At 68.2% G+C, this 17,419-nt stretch carries 17 protein-coding genes and 1 tRNA gene; 4 read left to right on the top strand and 14 right to left on the bottom strand.

What is annotated here, in order from left to right; all coding sequences use genetic code 11:
• Nucleotides 1-115: 115 nt before the first annotated feature.
• The 7 genes from DT074_RS14580 to DT074_RS14550 form a co-directional block, all read right to left on the bottom strand.
• Complete coding sequence (locus tag DT074_RS14580; RefSeq protein WP_119420589.1) at nucleotides 116-568, bottom strand: YybH family protein; 453 nt, start codon at nucleotides 566-568, stop codon at nucleotides 116-118.
• Nucleotides 569-572: 4 nt separating this feature from the next.
• Nucleotides 573-1,727, bottom strand: a complete 1,155-nt coding sequence (locus DT074_RS14575) for a phytanoyl-CoA dioxygenase family protein (RefSeq protein ID WP_119420588.1) — start codon at nucleotides 1,725-1,727, stop codon at nucleotides 573-575.
• A 119-nt stretch (nucleotides 1,728-1,846) separates the two neighbouring features.
• A complete protein-coding gene (locus DT074_RS14570; RefSeq protein WP_119420587.1) occupies nucleotides 1,847-3,088 on the bottom strand; it encodes a hypothetical protein in 1,242 nt (413 codons plus the stop codon).
• A 4-nt stretch (nucleotides 3,089-3,092) separates the two neighbouring features.
• A complete protein-coding gene (locus tag DT074_RS14565; protein WP_119420586.1) occupies nucleotides 3,093-4,583 on the bottom strand; it encodes an MBOAT family O-acyltransferase in 1,491 nt (496 codons plus the stop codon).
• A gap of 4 nt (nucleotides 4,584-4,587) precedes the next feature.
• A complete protein-coding gene (locus DT074_RS14560; RefSeq protein WP_119420585.1) occupies nucleotides 4,588-5,352 on the bottom strand; it encodes an SDR family NAD(P)-dependent oxidoreductase in 765 nt (254 codons plus the stop codon).
• A gap of 91 nt (nucleotides 5,353-5,443) precedes the next feature.
• Nucleotides 5,444-6,541 (bottom strand): mandelate racemase/muconate lactonizing enzyme family protein, encoded by a 1,098-nt coding sequence (locus DT074_RS14555; RefSeq protein ID WP_119420584.1) that lies wholly within the window; start codon nucleotides 6,539-6,541, stop codon nucleotides 5,444-5,446.
• A gap of 27 nt (nucleotides 6,542-6,568) precedes the next feature.
• Nucleotides 6,569-8,101 (bottom strand): alkaline phosphatase D family protein, encoded by a 1,533-nt coding sequence (locus tag DT074_RS14550; protein ID WP_119420583.1) that lies wholly within the window; start codon nucleotides 8,099-8,101, stop codon nucleotides 6,569-6,571.
• A gap of 111 nt (nucleotides 8,102-8,212) precedes the next feature.
• Between DT074_RS14550 and DT074_RS14545 the strand changes: the two genes are divergently transcribed.
• From DT074_RS14545 to DT074_RS14530, 4 genes are read left to right on the top strand one after another with little or no spacing between them, the layout of a single operon-like run.
• On the top strand, nucleotides 8,213-9,607 hold the full coding sequence (locus DT074_RS14545; protein ID WP_119420582.1) for a class II 3-deoxy-7-phosphoheptulonate synthase: 1,395 nt from the start codon (nucleotides 8,213-8,215) through the stop codon (nucleotides 9,605-9,607).
• A gap of 22 nt (nucleotides 9,608-9,629) precedes the next feature.
• A complete protein-coding gene (locus DT074_RS14540; protein WP_119420581.1) occupies nucleotides 9,630-10,769 on the top strand; it encodes a beta/alpha barrel domain-containing protein in 1,140 nt (379 codons plus the stop codon).
• Nucleotides 10,770-10,777: 8 nt separating this feature from the next.
• Entirely contained in the window at nucleotides 10,778-11,575 is a 798-nt protein-coding gene (locus DT074_RS14535) for an enoyl-CoA hydratase/isomerase family protein (RefSeq protein ID WP_162914907.1), read from the top strand.
• Nucleotides 11,572-12,261: a rhomboid family intramembrane serine protease gene (locus DT074_RS14530; RefSeq protein ID WP_119420579.1), complete on the top strand. Its 690-nt coding sequence runs from the start codon at nucleotides 11,572-11,574 to the stop codon at nucleotides 12,259-12,261. Before DT074_RS14535 ends, DT074_RS14530 begins: the two co-directional genes overlap by 4 nt.
• Before the next feature lie 3 nt (nucleotides 12,262-12,264).
• Here the strand turns inward: DT074_RS14530 and DT074_RS14525 are convergent, their stop codons facing one another.
• The 7 genes from DT074_RS14525 to DT074_RS14495 form a co-directional block, all read right to left on the bottom strand.
• A complete protein-coding gene (locus tag DT074_RS14525; RefSeq protein ID WP_119420578.1) occupies nucleotides 12,265-13,248 on the bottom strand; it encodes a glycerophosphodiester phosphodiesterase in 984 nt (327 codons plus the stop codon).
• 52 nt (nucleotides 13,249-13,300) lie between these two features.
• A complete protein-coding gene (locus DT074_RS14520) occupies nucleotides 13,301-13,663 on the bottom strand; it encodes a nuclear transport factor 2 family protein (protein ID WP_119420630.1) in 363 nt (120 codons plus the stop codon).
• Between the two features lie 193 nt (nucleotides 13,664-13,856).
• A tRNA-Ala gene (locus DT074_RS14515) sits at nucleotides 13,857-13,932 on the bottom strand.
• Nucleotides 13,933-14,030: 98 nt separating this feature from the next.
• Complete coding sequence (locus DT074_RS14510; RefSeq protein WP_119420577.1) at nucleotides 14,031-14,753, bottom strand: DnaJ domain-containing protein; 723 nt, start codon at nucleotides 14,751-14,753, stop codon at nucleotides 14,031-14,033.
• Complete coding sequence (locus DT074_RS14505) at nucleotides 14,750-15,454, bottom strand: VWA domain-containing protein (protein WP_119420576.1); 705 nt, start codon at nucleotides 15,452-15,454, stop codon at nucleotides 14,750-14,752. Before DT074_RS14505 ends, DT074_RS14510 begins: the two co-directional genes overlap by 4 nt.
• Nucleotides 15,455-15,544: 90 nt before the next feature.
• On the bottom strand, nucleotides 15,545-16,291 hold the full coding sequence (locus tag DT074_RS14500) for an acetoacetate decarboxylase (RefSeq protein WP_119420575.1): 747 nt from the start codon (nucleotides 16,289-16,291) through the stop codon (nucleotides 15,545-15,547).
• 26 nt (nucleotides 16,292-16,317) lie between these two features.
• Complete coding sequence (locus DT074_RS14495) at nucleotides 16,318-17,400, bottom strand: patatin-like phospholipase family protein (RefSeq protein ID WP_119420574.1); 1,083 nt, start codon at nucleotides 17,398-17,400, stop codon at nucleotides 16,318-16,320.
• Nucleotides 17,401-17,419 lie beyond the last annotated feature (19 nt).

Genomic DNA, 17,419 nt, shown 5'->3' with positions numbered 1-17,419 from the left:
CGCCATGCTCGCCTTTGCTCTCGTGCTCGGCATCGCCTGCGCCTGACCTGGGCCGTCATGGCCGGCGCGGCGGTGGCCGTCGCCACGCGCGCCTGAAGCTCAGCCGACCAAGGTTTCAGTCAAACTGCCCGTGCGAGCGGTCCGGCGTGCCGCGGAACAGCGACATGTGCGTATGGGTCGCGATCCAGGGATCGCCGATCTTCGTCCGCGCGAAGCTGACCGTGGCGCGGCCCTTGCGGTCGAATTTCGTGCCGTCCTCGCGGAAGCCGTCGGAATCGAACACGCCCATTCCCACCGCCGTCAGCCGGTCGGCGGAGACGATCGCCTGCACCTCGTCGAGCCGCCAACGGAAATTGCGGATCGTGCCCCAGACATTTCGCCATTGCTGCCGTTCGGCGCTCTCGCGGTCGAACATAAAGTCGGTGAAGGTGCCGAAGGCGATCATGTCCTCGGCGAAGATCGGCCGCGCGCCCTCGTAGTCGATCGCCTGCACGTGGTCGGAAAGGCGCTTGAACCACTGGCGGATCAAATCCAGATCGGCCGGATCGGGAGCTGCGCGGAGTTTCATCGCGTCAGATGCTGAGGTCGAGCAGGTTGTAGTCCTTGATGCTCGCCTTCGCCGCGGCGTCCCAGATGTAGCTCTCGCCGACCTGCGGCTGGTAGACGAACGGTGTCTCGTTCGGGAAGCGCTTCCGGCGCGCATCGATCGCGTAGCCGAGCAGCTTGGCGCGCTCGTGGATGCGGGCCTCGTCGTAGACGGCGCGGGCGTTGTGGATGCCGCCCGCCTCGACGCCGAGCACCGATTTCCGCCGGTGAAAGCCCATGTTCAGGGTGACGCGCCAGTCCTTGCTGGTATTGGCGAAGGAGCCGTGCACCGCCTGACGGTTGGTGATGGCCACATCGCCGGGCCGGCAGATGATCGGCACCGCGTCGGGCAGTCGATCGCTGCCGGCGGCGGCGCACATCGCCTTGATGTCGACCTTGTTCAGCTTGTGCGAGCCGGGCACCACCCAGACGCCGTTCGCCGCCGTGCAGCCATAGAGCTGGGCCATGAAGTTGAAGCCGTGCGTGCCCTGGTCCCAGTCCGGCGCGTTCCAATGGGTGACGCCGTCGCGGTGCCAGGCGACCGAGGCGCCGAGCCCCGGTTCCTTGATGAAGATCGCCTCGTTGAACGGCGTGAAATCGTCGCCGTTCACCGCGGCGGCGACGGCGAGCAGGTCCGGGTGACCGTAGACGCGGAGCGCCGCTTCGGAGAATTGCAGCGACCCGAGGATCAGATAGACGACCTCCTTCGGCGCGCCTGCCGCCGCCTTGGGCTCGAACATCTTCACCGGATGGCGGCCGGCCGCTGCGTCGGTGCCGCCGAACGGATCGCCGAGCGGCTTCGACCAGAAGAGCGTCGGCGCCTTGCAGCCCGCGGCCAGGGCCGGGCGTCCCTTCGCGTCGACCGGAGAGCCCTTCTCGGCCGGCAGACGGTCCAGGATGTCCTTGAAGTCCGCCTCGATATCGGCGAGCTCGTCCGGCTTCAGCACGCCCTCGAAGACGTAGAAGCCGCAGCGCCAATAGGCGTCCAGAATGTCGGGATGGATCTTGCCGTCGGCGGTAAGGCGGATCGGGCCGCGATTGCCGAGCGCGAAGGCGCGCTGCTCGCCCTCACGCAGATAGGCCTGCATGGCGGCCTCTTCCGTGCCGTAATCGACCGCGGGCTGGCGCAGAGCCTGGCTCATCCGGCGTCCTCCTCATTTCGTTGCGCCGAGGATAGAGCCGGCGGATGGCGCCTGACAATCGCACGAACGGCAGGCCGGCCCTGCTTGTCGCGCAACCTCCACCGCGATCGCCGGCCTCCTCAACGCTTCAGTGCGGTCAGCGCCGCCACCTCCTCCGCCCGCTCGGCGCGGTAGCGCTGGCGGGCGGCGCGGGTGGCGGCGAGCTGGGGCTCGATGGTCGCCGGCGAGAGGCGCGTGCCGAAGCCTTCCGGCACTTCGTCGCGGCCGAAGGCGAACATGCGCTCGGCGAGGACACGTCCCGCCGACGGCTTGTAATGCGAGGAATCCCAGTAGTAGCGCATGGTGGCGCCGGGCAGCGGCGGCGGCACCGCCTCGGTCGTCACCGCGTTGTAATCGCCGAAATCCCAGAGCGGGAAGGCCTGGCCGCTCGGCTGGCGCGCCGCGTCGATCTGGACCGCGACCACCAGCTCGCGCTTCCAATCCTCGTAGGTGTCCCACTGGCCGGCGAGATCCAGGATCTCCAGCACATGCGCGTGATAGGGATGGATGAACAGCGTGAGCTGGATGTCGGCGCTGCGCGCCAATGCCAATATCTTCTCCAACTCGGCGATGGAGCCGCGCGGCCAATGCGCCGACGGCTGCAGGCTCAGGCCCCGCTTGAGGCTGCGGCGCAGGTAGTTCCGGTCCTTCCGGCGGAACGCTTCGGCATAGCTGCCGGCGCCTTGCAGGAAATCGGCCTCGTCGATGGGATCGAAGCCGCTCGGGCTGCGCGTCGAGGCGCGCGGTTCGTGCTGCAGCGAGACCGTTTCGATCGAGCGCTCGACGGTGTCCCAGGCGACGAACAGGTTGAACAGGTCGGTGACGCGCTGGCTGTCGAACAGCGGCGTCGGCTGGTTGTCGGCCCGCATCATCAGCCGGCTCTCCAGGAAGTCGTTCTGGGTCGCCGGCAGCTGGGTGTTGAAGCTGAAGATGTCGAGCGCCACCACGATATGCTTGATGGTGCCGATCGCTACCGCGTGTTGCATGTAGCGGTGCAGCTCGTAGATGGTCGAACCGGGCAGGCCGGCATTGAAGATGCGCAGCCCGGTCTCGCGGCTGCGGCGGTCGGTGTCGAGACCGATCTCGACCCGCGAATTGCCCAGCACCATCACCTCGGGCTTCAGCGCCCGCATCTGATAGGCCTTGGCGAAGCGCACCTGGTTCTCGATGGCGGGCTTGCGCATGTTGAACCCTTCGATGTTGACCAGACGGAAGACGTCGTAGGGATCGACGATCATGTTGACCGCCAGCGCGACCAGCACGGTGAACGCGGCGCCGAGCGCGGCGAAGACGAGATAGCGGCGGCTGGTCCGGTCGTGCATCGGCCTAGAACCGGTAATAGAGGAATTCGCTGATCTGGGTCAGATTGAGCAGGCCGAGCGCGAAGATCGCGCCGGCCGCCATGGCCCAGGCCGGTCCCGGCTGCCAGACGAAGCGCGCCAGCAGATGGCGCAGCCACGGTGCCATCGGCTCCGCCACCGCCTGCATGTAGTCGAAGGCCGGCGCGTGCGCGCGCATGATCTGCTGCGTGGTGGGCCAGAGCCACAGCACGGCGAGCCAGAAGGCGAGCAGCACCAGATTCTCCGCCAGAAACCGGTCGAACACCGGCACGGCCAGCAGCGCGGCATACACGGCGACCGCGCCGTCCCAGGTCTCGGCCCGGAACGGCACCCAGGCGAGCATCACGGCGACGAAGGTGAGCAGCCGCGCGGCGCCGCGCGCGAGCGGATGCCGGCTCGGCTCGCCGATCAGTCGGCGCCATGCGTGGTTGACGATCAGGAAGCCGCCATGCAGGCCGCCCCACAGCACGAAGTTCCACCCGGCCCCGTGCCAGAGGCCGCCGAGCAGCATGGTGATCATCAGGTTCGCGTAGCGTCGCGCATGCCCATGCCGGTTGCCGCCCAGCGGGATGTAGAGATACATCTGCAGGAAGCGCGACAAGGTCATGTGCCAGCGGCGCCAGAAGTCGATGATACCGGTGGCGCGATACGGCGCATTGAAGTTCAGCGGCAGGCTGATGCCGAAGATCCGCGCCAGGCCGATCGCCATGTCGGAATAGCCGGAGAAGTCGAAATAGAGCTGCAGGCCATAGGCGACGCTGCCGCGCCAAGCGTCCAGTGCGGTGATCGCCCGGACCTGCTCGGCCGCGGTGAAGACCGGCGTGGCGATCTCGGCGAAGCCGTCGGCCAGCACCACCTTCTTGAACAGGCCGATGGCGAAGATGGTGAGGCCGACGGCCAGGTTGGCGCTTTGCGGCCGGAACCGCGCGGGATCGTTGAATTGCGGCAGGATCTCGCGGTGATGCGTGATCGGCCCGGCGAGCAGCTGGGGGAAGAACAGCACAAACAGCGAGAACTGCAGGATGTCGTGCGGCGCCGGGTCGCGGTAGCGCGCATCGACGAGGTAGGCGATCTTTTGAAAGATGAAGAAGGAAATGCCGACCGGCAGCAGGATCGGCGCCAGGATGAAGCCGGTGCCGGCGATCTCGTTCAGGTTGTCGACCAGAAAATTCGCGTATTTGAAATAGCCGAGCGTCGCCAGGTTGCCGCCGATGCCGGCCCACATGGCAAGGCCGGCCGCGCGCTCCTGCGCCCGCGCCCGGTAGCGGTGGATGATCCGGGCGCAGCCGTAATTGCCGGCGATCAGTGCCGCGACGAGAACCAGATAGATCGGATTCCACCAGCCGTAATAGAAGACCGAGGCGGCCACCAGCCAGATGACGACCAGCTGCGGCGTGCCGGCCCGGCTGAGCAGCAAGTAGCCGGCATAGACGACCGGCAGGAAGGCGAGGACGAACTCGAAGGAGTTGAACAGCATCCGGTCAGACGGCCGTGTAGCCGCCGTCGATCAGGAGGTCGGACCCGGTCATGAAGGCGGCGGCATCGCTCGCCAGATAGAGCGCGGCCGCCGCGATCTCCTCCGCCCGGCCGAGCCGGTTCAGCAGGTGTTTCGGCCCGAGCTCGCGTTCCGCCTGCGCCACGCTGCCGAAGCGATGCTCCAGCCGTTCGGTAGCGACGCCGCCGGGCGACAGCGTGTTGACGCGGATGCCGTCCTTGGCGTGGTCGGCGGCCATGACGCGCGCGAGCTGCAGCAGGGCGCCTTTGGTCGCGCAATAGGCCGGCCGCGCCGGGGAGCCGACCCGGGCGAGCTGCGAGGCGATCAGGATCAGCGAGCCGCCGCCCGATTTCGCCATCGCCGGCACGCCCTGCCGCGCGACCAGGAAGGCGCCGGTCAGGTTGACGGCGACGGCGCGGTCCCAATCGTCGGGCGCGAGGTCGACCACGGTCGCTGTCGGCTCCCGCGTCGCGGCGCCATAGACCAGCGCGCGCAGATCGGGCAGCCGGGCCAGCGCCGCCGACATGGCGGCTTCGACCGAGGCGCGGTCGCTCACGTTGCAAGCGAGGCCGAAGGCGCCCTGCCCCGCTTCCGCCGCGACTTTGCTCGCCGCGTTGCCGTCGAGATCGAGACAGGCGACCGTCGCGCCGGCGCGGGCGAATTCGATCGCGATGGTGCGACCGATGCCGGCGCCGACCCCGACGACAATGGCACCGCGACCATCGAGGCGATGCGGCGAAGCTGTGGTCATAGGCCCTCTCCCCTCCGTCAGGCGGGGCGACGATAGCGGGCCGAACAGAATTTTTCACCGTGCCGTCCCGGAGGACGGCGAAGCGCAGCCTCTACTTCACCCGATAGGTCTTGATCACGTCGGCATCCGGTTCCGGGCCGAGGCCCGGAACCTGCGGCACCTTGAAGAAGCCGTTCACCGGGTCGATCCACTTGCCGTAGATGCTGGCCTCGAGATCGAGGTGGAAGCGCTCGATCAGCCCGCCGGGCACGGCCCGCGCGGCGGCGAGATGCAGGGTGGCGAGGAAGCCCGGGCCGAAATAGGGCGAGTGCGGCATGACGGTGACGCCGAAGGAATCCGCGATCGCCGCCACCTTCTGGAACTCGGTGATGCCGCCGACCTTGGTGACCGAGGGCTGCACGTAGTCGACTGCCTCGGCGCGCAGCATCTGGGCGAACTCCATCGCCGTGCAGGCATTCTCGCCGGCGGCGAGCGCGATGCCCTCCTCGCGCCGCAGCCGCGCCAGGCTCAGGAAATCCTCGGGCGGGAAGATCGGCTCTTCCAGCCAGTGGATGTCGAACGGCTTCAGCTTGCGCGCCATCAGGCGGGCCTGTTCCGGCGTCCACGGGCAGTTGGTATCGACCATGATGGGAATGTCGTCGCCCGCCGCCTCGCGCGAGGCCCGCACCTCGGGCACCTCGGTCTCGTGCAGCTTGATGTATCTGTAGCCCTGGTCGAGCGCCATCTTGGTGCGCGCCGCCACCTGCTCCGCATTGCGGTACTTGAACAGGCTGGCATAGGCCGGCAGCTCGGTCCGGCCGGCGCCGCCGAGCAGGCGGTGCACCGGCACGCCGAGCGCCTTGCCGGCGATGTCCCACAGCGCGATGTCGAGGCCGGAGAGCGCGAAGATGGTGATGCCGTAGCGCCCCTGCAGGTGCAGGCCCTGCTGCAGGGCGCGGCTGAGGCCGGCGATGTCGCCGGCATCGCGGCCGATCGCCATCGGCGCGATCATGTGCTCGACCGAGGCGCGCACCGCCTCCAGGCAGGCATAGCAGAACGCCTCGCCCCAGCCGACGATGCCGGTATCGGTCTCGACCCGGACCAGCAGGATGTCGTTGGTGTTCCACACCTTGCCGCCCCAGCCGAACGGCTGGCCGCCGAAGGTGAACGGCACCTTGATGGCGATGGTGTCGATCTTGGCGATCTTCATTCTTGGTCTCCTCCCCGACCGCTTCTGTCAGGCGGTCAGCATACGCGGGTTGCGTTCCTCCACCACGTAGCGGGCGAGCGTGGATATGCCGCTGTCGCGTTGCAGGGCGTTGTCGACCGTCTGCATACTGACCGCCGTCCTGCGGCGGTCCATCTCGACCAGCGCGAAGCCGCGGATGTCGGACCGCGCCAGCTTGATATGCGGATTGTGCGGGCGCAGCTGGTCGATCTGGCGCTGCGGCAGGCCGAGCGAGGTGATCGAGCTGCCGATGAATTCCGGCGCCACGATCGGCGACGACGGGTCGCCGGCGCGGGCATGAATATCGGCGGCGTAGAAAGTGTGCACGTCGCCACCGATCACCACCGGATTGCGCACGCGGCCGGAGCCGAGCACATCGACCAGGCGCTGGCGCGCGGCGGGATAGCCGTCCCAGCCATCGGTCCAGAACCGTCCGCCGCCCCAATCGGCGGTCGCGATCAAGGTCTGCTGCGCCAGCACGTTCCAGGCGGCGGTCGAGCCTGTGAGCTGCCGCGCCAGCCAGGCCTCCTGCTCGCGGCCGAGCAGGGTCAGGTCCGTGTTCAGCCGGTCGGCGCATTCCCGCCCGACCGTGTTGCTGCCACCGTCGCGGTCGGGCCGCTTGCAGACCTGGTGCGATCGGTACTGCCGGTCGTCCAGCACATGGAAGCGCGCGAGACCGCCATAGTCGACGGTGCGATAGAGCTGCAGGTCCGGCCCGGTCGGGCGCTGCGCTGCGCGCAGCGGCATGTGCTCGTAATAGGCCTTGTAGGCGGCGGCGCGGCGGTCGAGGAAGCGTTGGCCCGGATTCTGCCGTTCCGGCCGGTCGTTGGCGTAGTCGTTCACCACCTCGTGGTCGTCCCAGGTGACGACCCAGGGACAGGCCGCATGCGCCGCCTGCAGCTCCGGCTCCAGCTTGTAGAGCGCGTAGCGGTTGCGGTAATCGGCCAGCGTGAAGGTGGCATCCGCGTCGTGGGTGCGGATGTAGTTCTGGGCGCCCCGCAGCTGGTACTCGTAGATGTAGTCGCCGAGATGCAGGATCAGGTCGGGGTCCGCCTTCGCCGCATGGCGCCAGGCGCCGTAGTATCCGACCTCCCAGCGCTGGCAGCTGGCGAAGACGACGCGGAGCTTGTCGCCGGCGCCGGCGGCCGGCGTGGTGCGGGCGCGGCCGATCGGGCTCTCCGCCTCCGGCAGTCGGAAGCGGTAGAAATACCAGCGGTCCGGCTCGAGCCCCTTCAGCTCGACATGGACGCTATGCGCCCAATCCGGTGTCGCGAGCGCCTTGCCTTCGCGCACCACCCGGCGGAAACCTTCGTCCTCGGCCACTGCCCAGCTGACCTCGACTGGCGTCTCCGGCATGCCGCCGCCGGCCAGCGGATCAGGCGCCAGTCGGGTCCAGAGCACGAAACCATCGGCCGAAGGCTCGCCCGAGGCCACGCCGAGCGTAAACGGATTGCGCGCCAGCCGGCCGGTGCGGGTGGCGCAGGCCGCCAGGATGGCGGCGCTGCCGGATAGAACAAACCCGCGGCGGGTCTGCGACAACATGGCTTTTTCCCCCGAATACTGGATGATGCGCCCCGACGATGGTCGTTGCTAGGCGGGGGGGCCCCCGTATAGCCTCGGTAATTGCCGGATTTGGCGGAAAGCAGCTGTGTGATGCCCGGACGTTGGACTCCCGAAAGCTGGCGGTCGAAGCCGATCGCTCAGGTGCCTGATTATCCCGATGCGGCGGCGCTCGCCAGCGTCGAAGCGACGCTCGCCCGCTTTCCGCCGCTGGTCTTCGCCGGGGAGTGCCGCAGCCTGCAGGCCGATCTCGCCCAGGTGGCACAGGGTAAGGCGTTTCTCTTGCAGGGCGGTGACTGCGCCGAAAGCTTTGTCGAGTTCTCCGCCAACAACATCCGCGACACCTTCCGCATCATCCTGCAGATGGCGGTGGTGCTGACCTTCGCCGCCGCCTGTCCGGTGGTGAAGGTGGGCCGCATGGCCGGCCAGTTCGCCAAGCCGCGCTCCGCCCCGAACGAGCGGCAGGATAATGTCGAGCTGCCCTCCTATCGCGGCGACATTATCAACGGTGCCGAGTTCACGCGCGAAGCCCGCACGCCCGACCCGCAGCGCCTGCTGCAGGCCTATTCGCAGGCGGCGGCGACGCTGAACCTGGTGCGCGCTTTCGCCAATGGCGGCTATGCCGATCTGCACCGGGTGCAGCGCTGGAATCTCGACTTCGTGGGCAAGAGCCCGCAGGGCGAGCGCTTTCATGAGCTGGCGGGGCGCATTTCCGAGGCGCTCAACTTCATGGAGGCCTGCGGCCTGACGCCGGAGCGCTTCCCGGAGCTGCGCACAGTCAACTTCTTCACCAGCCACGAGGCGCTGCTGCTCGGCTTCGAGCAGGCGCTGACCCGCCAGGATTCGACCTCGCCGACCGGCGAGTATGTCGATTGCTCGGCGCATATGATCTGGATCGGCGACCGCACCCGCCAGCTCGACGGCGCGCATGTCGAGTTCATGCGCGGCGTGATCAACCCGATCGGCATGAAATGCGGGCCGAGTCTGGAGCCGGACGACCTGCTTCGCCTGATCGACCGGCTCAACCCGCTCAACGTGCCGGGCAAGCTTACGCTGATCTCGCGCATGGGCGCCGACAAGGTGGAGGAGCGCCTGCCCGCCCTGATCCGCGCGGTGGAGCGCGAGGGCCGCAGCGTCGTGTGGAGCTGCGATCCGATGCACGGCAACACCTTCACGGCGACGACCGGCTTCAAGACACGCCCCTTCGACCGCATCCTGGCCGAGGTGCGCCGGTTCTTCGACGTGCATCGCGCCGAGGGAACCTATGCCGGCGGCGTGCATCTGGAATTGACCGGGCAGAACGTGACCGAGTGCCTCGGCGGTGCCCAGGCGATCGAGGAGCAGCACCTCGCCGACCGCTATCACACGCAATGCGATCCGCGGCTGAATGCGAGCCAGGCGCTCGAACTCGCCTTCCTGGTCGCGGAGATGCTGAAGAAGGAACGCGCCGGTGTCGGCTTCCCCGTCCCTCTCGCCCAGGCGTCCTGAATCCTCGACCGAGCGACCTGACATGGCAAGCGAGACCGCCGCCGAGGTCGAAGGGCAGATCTCGGGCTATACCGATCACTATTTCAAGCGCACGCGCGAGATCGTGCGCCGGTTCGGCGACAAGCGCGTCACCTATGCGGTTTTCCTGCGCCGGCCGGTGATCTGTGCGCCCAAACCGATGGTCGACTGGCTGGATCAGGTGGCGGCGGCACGCCGCACCAGGATCGGCGTCGAACTCCGGCAGAAGGAGGGCCAGTGGGTCGGCGCCGGCGAGCCGCTGGTCTATCTCTCAGGCGCCATGGTCGATCTGGTCGATCTGGAGACGCTCTACCTGCAGAAGCTCGGTGCGGCCTGCGTCGCCGCCTACAACGCCTATTCGATGTGCTGCGATCTGCCGAAGGTCCGGTTCCTCGCCATGGATGCGCGGCACTGCGCCGGCACCGAGATGGCTGAGCTGATGGCCTATGCCGCCTCGGTCGGCGGCGCGGCGGCGAAACGTGATGTCGGCGCCACCGGCTTCATCGGCAATGCGACCGACGCGACGGCGCATTGGTTCGGCAACCAGGGCGGGCTCGGCACCATGCCGCATGCCCTGATCGGCTATGCCGGATCGACGGTGCGGGCGGCCGAGATGTTCGCCGAGACCTATCCGGGCCAGCCGATGACGGTGCTGGTCGACTATTACGGGCGCGAGACAACGGACGCGCTCGACGTCTGCCGCCGTTTCCCAGAGCTCGCCGCCCAGGGCAAGCTCTCCGTGCGGCTGGACACGCATGGCGGGCGCTATGTCGAGGGCCTCGATCCCGCCGCGTCCTATGCGATCCTGGAGCGCCATGCGCCGAATGCCGTGCGGCAGTACCGGACGCATGACGAGCTCGCCTGGCTGGTCGGCACCGGTGTCAGTGCGGCGGCCGTGCATCACATGCGCGACACGCTGGACGCAGCCGGCTTTCCCAAGGTCGGCATCGTCGCCTCCTCGGGCTTCGGCCCGGCCAAGTGCAAGGTGATGGCGAGCGTGAATGCGCCCATCGACGTGGTCGGCACCGGCTCCTACCTGCCCGATCGCTGGCACGAGACCTATGCCACCGCCGACATCATCGAGTACGACGGCAAGCCGTCGGTGAAGGTCGGCCGCGAATTCCTGCTCAAGCCGCGCGCCTGAAGTCCCGCGTGACCTACGCAACCCTCGACGTTTCCATTGGCGACGGTATCGCCACTGTCGCCGTCGACCGGCCCGAAGTGCTGAATGCGCTGAGCTCGCAGGTCTTCGCCGACCTGCACGAGGCGACGGCGCGATTGCGCGACGATCCGACCGTGCGTGTCGTGGTGATTACCGGCGCGGGCGACAGGGCCTTCGTCGCCGGCGCCGACATCAAGGAGTTCGAGGGACTGGACGCGAACCGCGCCATCGCCCGAACCGCCGACGGCATGCGCGTCTACGACAACCTGCGCCGGCTGCCGCAGCCGGTGGTGGCGGCGATCAACGGTTATGCGCTGGGCGGCGGCATGCTGCTCGCCGTGGCCTGCGACATCCGGATCGCCGCCGACACGGCTGAGTTCGGCTATCCGGAAATCCGTCTCGGCGTGTTTCCGGCGACCGGCGGCACGGTGCTGCTGAGCCGCCTGATCGGCCCGGCGGCGGCGCGGGCGATCTGCCTGCTCGGCGAGCGCTTCTCCGCCGGGCGCGCCTACGAGCTCGGCCTGGTCACCAAGGTGGTGCCGAAGACGGGCCTGTCCGCGGAGGTTCGGCGGGTCTGCGATCTGCTCAAGGGCTACAGCCCGATCGCCCTGCGCGAGCTGAAGGCGGTGCTGAACGCCAGCCTGGAAGACGGCTTCGATGCGGCGCGCGATGTCGAGACACGGGCCTATGCCGAGCTGTTCCGCCACGGCGACGTGAAGGAAGGCGCCCGCGCGTTCCTGGAGAAGCGGCCGCCCCGCTTTGCTGCCCTGCCCGGGCCGCGCGGATGAACGAGAGCCACTATCGCGGCGGCTGGCCGCGCGATCGCCGGCGCGCAACCCTGCCGCATGCCGGCGGCCCGATGCTGAACCTGCCGCCGGTGCTGACCTGGCTGATCGGCATCAACCTTGCCGTCCATTTCGTGCGCTTCCTGTTGCCGGGCCATGCCGATGACACGGTGCTGATCAATCTCGGCTTCATCCCGGCCCTGTTCTCCTATGGCGGGCCGGTCCCGCTGCTCGCCCTGCTCTCGCCGCTCACCTACATGTTCCTGCACGGCGGCATGGCGCATCTCTTGATCAACATGGCGACGCTCGCCGCCTTCGGCACGCCGGTAGAACGCGCCTTCGGCGGCTGGCGGACCGTGGTCTACTACGTCGTTTCCGGCCTGATCGCGGCGCTGATCCATTTTCTCGTCTATCCGACCAGCCAGTACCCGCTGGTGGGCGCCTCCGGTGCGATCAGCGGTTTGTTCGGCGGCACCTTGATGCTGATGCGCCACTACAACCGGCGCGCCAGCGATCGCCGCACCAACGCGGCGCTGATCGCCGTCTGGGTCGGCATTACGTTGATGCTCGCCTTCTTCGACATCGGCATCGACGGCGAGAGCGTCGCCTGGCTCGCCCATCTCGGTGGCTTTGCCGCGGGCATCGCGCTGTTCCCGATCCTGCGTCCGCGGCCCCGACCGGAAGCCTGACGGTTATTGCAGGAGGGGCGTCGCCGCCGGCAGCGCCAGGCCCTTGTCGCCGGCGACCTTGCGCAGCCGGTCCGGATAATCGGAGATGATGCCGTCGACGCCGAGATCGATCAGGCGCGCCATCTCGGCCGCATCGTTGACCGTCCAAACCACGACCTTGAGTCCGAGCGACTTCGCCTCGGCGAGGCGCGCGGCGGTCAGATCGGGGAAGGCCGGCGACCAGATTGCGCAGCCGGCCGCCTGCACCAGCTTCGGCACCGAGCCACCGAAATCATCGACATCCAGGCCGGCGGTCCAGGCGCTCGCGCCCGGGCGGCCGATCTGCACGTTGTCGAGCCAGCGCTGCTCGGCGGTCAGGCAGACGCGCGGGATCTCCGGCGCCACCTCGCCGACGCGCTTCAGCGTGCGCCAGTCGAACGACTGGATGGTGGTGCGATCAGCCAGGCCGGCGGCGCGGATCGCCGCGACCAGGCGGTCGGTGAAAGCTTCCGGCGGCGGCGCGAGATCCGGCCTGCCAGGATCGCTCTTGGTTTCGATGTTGAAGCGGACGGCGCGGTTGCCGCTCCTGTTCGCCAGCGCAAAGACCTCCTCCAGCGCCGGCATGCGGGTGCCGTCGATCGGCTGCTGTTCGGGAAATTGCTGCGCGTAGCGATCGGCCGGGTTGATGCGGCCGACATCGAAGCGGCGCAGCTCGTCGAAGCCGAGCGAGCGCACGGCCGGCCCCGGCGCCGCGAGGAAGCGGCCCTCGGCATCGCGGACGATCTTGGGCAGCAGCACCGGATCGTGGCCGACCACCAGGCGATCGTCGCGGGTGATCAGCGTGTCGAATTCGAGCGTCGCCACGCCGAGGCGCAGGGCGACCGCGAAGGCCGGCAGCGTATTCTCCGGCGCGAGCCCGCGCGCGCCGCGATGGCCTTGCAGATCGAAGGCGCCGGCCGGAGACCAGAGGGCGGCGGCGAGCAGGGCGGCGGCAATGGCGGCTTTCATCCCGGTCTGATACCGCCTTCCTGGCCGCCACACAAACCGGCCGGCGCAAGCCTCAGGCGCGAAGATCGAAGTGGAACACCTTGCAGATGATCCGCCAGCGCCCGTCGACATGGATGAGGCTGAGAAAGTCGGTGAACAGCTTCGGCCCGATCGAGCACTGCACGCGCGCCAGCGCGGTGACCGGGCCGGCCAGCTCCACGCCGAGGATGCGGTCCGATCGTGCTTCGCCTCGGCTGGCCGGCGATGGGCGCTGGTCGACGATGGCGAAGTAGGCCTCCATGTCGAGATGGAGCGGGCCGCCCTCGGTGGCGCAGACATAGCGGGCGTCCGGATGGAACACGTCTCGCAACCGGCTCGTGTCGCTGTGATGCAGGCCGTCGAAATAGACGGTCAGCAGTTCGGCGATGGCGGCCAGCGCCGAGCCTTGCGGCGCGAACGGGCCTTCGGCCGGCGATGCGGTGATGGCGGACGGCACGTCGCGGATCTCCCCTGTCGATGCGGTCGATCGGGAGATAGGGCGGCACCGGCCGGCGGACAGCGGCCATGCGCGCGATAACGTGGCTTTGAGCGGTACCGGAAAAGTCCCGGCAGTCAGGCGTGGAAGGGCGTGGTGGAGCCGAGGGGAATCGAACCCCTGACCTCCTCATTGCGAACGAGGCGCTCTCCCATCTGAGCTACGGCCCCTTCCACGACTGGGGCGCCCGCGTCGCGGCGCGGCGGCCGGGCGCGAACGGCGGCGGAGAATGACCGCCGCCCCCCACCCTGTCAAGCGGCCGAAGGGCCTAGCGGCCCTTCAGCAGAAAGTCCTTGGCGGCATTGATCTCGCTGGCGAGATAGTCGCTGCCGCCCTGGTCCGGATGGACCTTCTTCATCAGCTTGTGGTGGGCCTCGCGAATCTGCTCGGGGCTCGCATCCGGCGACACCCCGAGGATGGCCGAGGCCCGCTCGGCCGTCATCTTGCCGTCTGCCGCCAGCGGGGCTTCAGCGGACGCCGCTCCCGCTTCGCCAGCGCGCCAATCCGGCCCGTGGGTGCGGTCGAGGAAGGCGTCGATCAGGCCGACCGACTGGCTGTCGTGGGCGCATTCGCGGCGCAGCGCCAGCAGCTCGTCGAGGGTCAGGGCGGAGAGCCGCCGGCCGCTCCGGATGCCTTGCAGCACCTCGCCGTCGACCGCGCCGGAGCCATGGTCGAGCCGCATGCGAAGCCAGGCCGTCGTCACTTCGGAAGCGCCGCCGGCGGTACCGCCGGTGCCCGGCCCGGCGGTACCGCCGCCGACATGGCCGAAGCCCGGCACGGCGCGGAACCGGCTGATCAGCGGCAGCAGCACGCCGAACAGGAAGGCGAGATCGATACGGCCGCGGATCACCAGTGCCACCACGCCGATCCCCACCAGCAAATAGAGCGCGCGGCGGAGCAGCTTGGCCTGCATCGCGGGCGGCACGCGCAGGAAAAGCCAGGCGAGCAGACCGATCGCCGCCAGCAGGCCGAGCGCGATCAGGACGTTCATGTACCGGGGCCGATCTGGCGGGCGAGCAGCGGCACGTCGCCGCCGGCGCGGCGGGCGAAATCCTGCAGTGCCGGCCGGCCCCCCGCGGCGAAGGCCGCCACCGCCTTCAACAGGTCGCGCAGCGCCTGCGGGCTCGCCGCGTCGAAGGCGAGATGGGCGCCGCGCGTAAGCTTCGCGATCTGGCCGTAGGCGAAGCGTGCCGCGGGGTCGTGGCCTTCCTGGAACAGGAAGACCGGCACGCCGAGCAGGCCGAGCTCGCCCGCCAGCGCACCCAGCCGGTCGACATCCTCCTCGCAGCAATCGCCGACATAGGCCATGGCGTCGATCTTCTGCGCCTTGGTTTCGTCGATCGCGTGGCTCAGCACCTTGGCGATCTGGGTATGGCCGGCGACGCATTGCACCGAGGCCATGCGCTGCGCCAGCACGCCGGGCTCGGCTATCCAGGACGAGGCACGGCATTCGCCGAAGCCGCGGAAGAAGCAGAGCTGGATCTCGAGCGAGCCGTGCAGCGCCGCCTCGGTGAACATCTCGGTCTGGATCTGAGCGGCGCGGTCCCAGGTCGGCCGGCGGCTTGCGGTTGCGTCCATGGCGAACAGAAGCCGGCCACGCCCGCTGCGCACGGCTTTGGGGGTCGCCGCCATGCGCTGCAGGAAGGCCTGGACGTCGCCGGCGCCTCTTTGGTCCGGGAGCTTGGTCGCCATGATCCCTAGTATATGCGCCCCGGCCGGCGCCGCTTCCAGGGGCCGGGGCACAAATATGGGCTGCGGCGGCTCCCGGCTCCCGGCGGCCGGTCAGCCCTTCAGGTAATCGTGCACGACGCGGCCGAACGGCAAGGTCAGGTCGGCCACGAAATGCCGGCCACCGACGATCTTCCGGATCGGCAGGTCGGCCACCGGCGCGTTGACATGCGGGATCAGGTGCAGCCGGGCCGGGCCGACCCAGGAGCCCTTCACCGTGATGTCGACCAGGTTGTAGGCGACCAGCTGGGCGATCGCCGGCTTGCCGTCCACGTCCGGAATCAGCTTCAGGTTGACCTGCATCTTCTGCAGCGAGGCCATGGTCTTCTTCGGGTCGCGCGCCAGGCTCTCGAACTTGTAGCCCATGGTGCCCATGGCGACCATCTGGCCGGAATAGTGCAAGGTGCCGGTCAGCGTGTCGTGCGCGACTTCCATCTTCGGCTGCGCGTACTTCTTGGGGAAGCCCCAGATCTCGCGGCCCGCGGCGATCGGCGGATCGCAGTCGAGATACATCTGCGCGACGAAGTTGCAAGCCTCGCCCTTGAAGGTGCAGGGGATGACCACGCCCGATTCCGTGTAGTCGCCGAAGCCGGAGGAATCCGGCATCTTGATCCACTCGTAGAACACCTGGTTGGACGGATCCGGCACCAGCGGCTCGGGCACCGCGGCGCGGATCGCCTCGGCGTCGCTCTCGTAGATGATGATCATGTATTCGCGGTTGACGAAGCGGTACGGCCCCATCGGGAAGCTCGGGCTGGCCGCCGGCATCGAGGGCAGTTTCAGGATTTCTTCGCGCTTCATGATTGACCCCTTTGCTTAGGTCCGTCTCAGAGGAATTTTTCTTCGAACGTGGTCGAGCTCTCGTGCCCGATCTTGTCGAAGTGGTCGTTCAGGAAGATCTCGGCGCGCTCGCGGCCGAGATCGCGCAGCCGGGTGAGAAATTCCCAATCGGCATTGAGCTTGGACGAAGCGCCGAGCCGGGACAGCACGTCCTCGGCATCGACGGTGTGGATCAGCATGCGCTTCAGCCGGCCGCCATCGGTGAAGCCGCTGTCCACCAGCTTGGTGACGAAATGGATGGCGCGCATCTCGCGCATCAGGCTGGAATTGAACGACAGCGTATTGATGCGGTCGAGGATCGCCTGCGCCGTCCGCGGCAGCTCGGGAATCTTGATCGGATTGAGCTGGATGATGAGAACGTCGCGGCTGTCGCAGTGATAGATGAGCGGATAGAGCGGCGGGTTGCCCATATAGCCGCCATCCCAGAAGTACTCGCCGTCGACCTCGACCGCCTGGAACATGAAGGGCAGGCAGGCCGAGGCCAGCACCGCCTCAACGCAGACATCCTCGTTGTCGAACACCCGGATCTTGCCGGTCAGGACATTGGAAGCGCAGAGGAACAGCTTCACCTTGCGCTCGCGGTGCAGGGCTTCGAAGTCGATAACCGAGGCGAGCGTGTCCTTCAGCGGATTGAAATTGGTCGGATTGAGCTGGTACGGCGAGAACATGCGGGAGACCGCGTCCAGGAAGATGTAGCCCGGCGAATTGTCGAGACTGCCGGGCTTCAGCATCTTGTCCCAGATCGACGGCTGCAGCGGGCTCATCCGTGCCGCCTCCGAGATCTTGGTCCAGAACGTGGCCAGCGCCTTGCGGGCGCCTTCCGGGCCGCCGACGGCGAGGCCATACGCCGTCACCGTGGCATTCATCGCGCCGGCCGAGGTGCCGACGATGCCCTCCACGTCGATCCGGTCGTCCTCCAGCAGGCGATCGATCACACCCCAGGCAAAGGCGCCATGGGACCCGCCGCCCTGCAGCGCGAGGTTGATTCTCTTCCTGCCCGAATCTTTGCCGGCGCTCTTGCCGGCGGAGGCAGCAATGCCTCCGCCGGGGCCGGAGGGTTTGCGCGCCATGGATCGCCTCGTCTGGGGC

The sequence above is a fragment of the Desertibaculum subflavum genome, assembly GCA_003576705.1.
In the GTDB taxonomy this organism is placed as follows: Bacteria; Pseudomonadota; Alphaproteobacteria; order Ferrovibrionales; family Ferrovibrionaceae; genus Desertibaculum; species Desertibaculum subflavum.
The sequence above is the reverse complement of the archived record's forward strand: the minus strand, read 5'-3'. Positions and strand labels throughout refer to the sequence as shown.